The sequence below is a fragment of the Deltaproteobacteria bacterium CG11_big_fil_rev_8_21_14_0_20_49_13 genome (assembly GCA_002796305.1).
Taxonomy (GTDB): Bacteria; UBA10199; UBA10199.
Genome location: PCWZ01000058.1, coordinates 177 through 1,004, shown reverse-complemented (window position 1 = coordinate 1,004; position 828 = coordinate 177). Strand labels below are relative to the sequence as shown.

Below are 828 nucleotides of genomic sequence, written 5' to 3'. Positions count from 1 at the left end.
CGCGGCAATCTCCCGCAAACACTTGATTTATGGAGATTGCTTCGGTCACTACGCTCCCTCGCAATGACACGCCAATGGGTTTTTAGAGGCGCCCTTAAGTGTGTAAGTAAAAAGAATGGTTAAAATTGATCTCAATTGGGCGTTAAGTGAGGCGCAACGGTGTCTTCTATGCGATGATGCGCCCTGTTTTTGCGGGTGCCCCGCGGGGGTCAACCCCAAAAGGTTCATAAGAAAACTTCGCTTTGGAAATATCAAGGGAGCTATTCGGGAACTTCGAGGCGTCAACGTCCTGGCCGGCTCCTGTTCGTACATATGCCCCTGCCAGAACACCTGCATGGGTAAGTGCACGAGCGAAAAATTGAGCGAGCCTGTCAATATAATCGGCATCCAGCGCGCGATATGTGAATGGGAACTTGCGAACGGGATGGTAGAGCCCGAAAGTTCGAGCGGCACCGGCGCAAAGGTGGCGATAATCGGGAGCGGGCCGGCGGGTCTTGCATGTGCCGCCGAGCTTGCGAATCGCGGTCATCTTCCGGTCGTTTTTGAAAAGGGTCCCGCCGTCGGCGGAATGCTCAGGCAGGTGATACCCGATTTCAGGCTTCCAACCAAGATGCTCGATCTTGAAATAGAGTTCGTTAAAAAATTGGGCGTTGAATTTCAGACAGGAAAAGATGTCTCATCGCCTTCAGAGCTACTTAAAGATGGGTTCAAGGCCGTATTTATCGCCAGCGGTCAGGGCGCTTCTAAAAGGTCCGGCCTGAACGGTGAAGAGAAGAACGGAGTCTATCAGGCGCTTGATTTTCTAAAAGAGGCGAAGCTAAATGCGTG

1 protein-coding gene is annotated in these 828 nt (G+C 52.1%); it reads left to right on the top strand.

Annotation, left to right across the window (positions count from 1 at the left end; translation table 11 throughout):
* Positions 1 to 115: 115 nt before the first annotated feature.
* Positions 116 to 828 (top strand): dihydropyrimidine dehydrogenase (locus COV46_05490; protein ID PIR17127.1); only part of this gene is annotated, 713 nt, incomplete at its 3' end.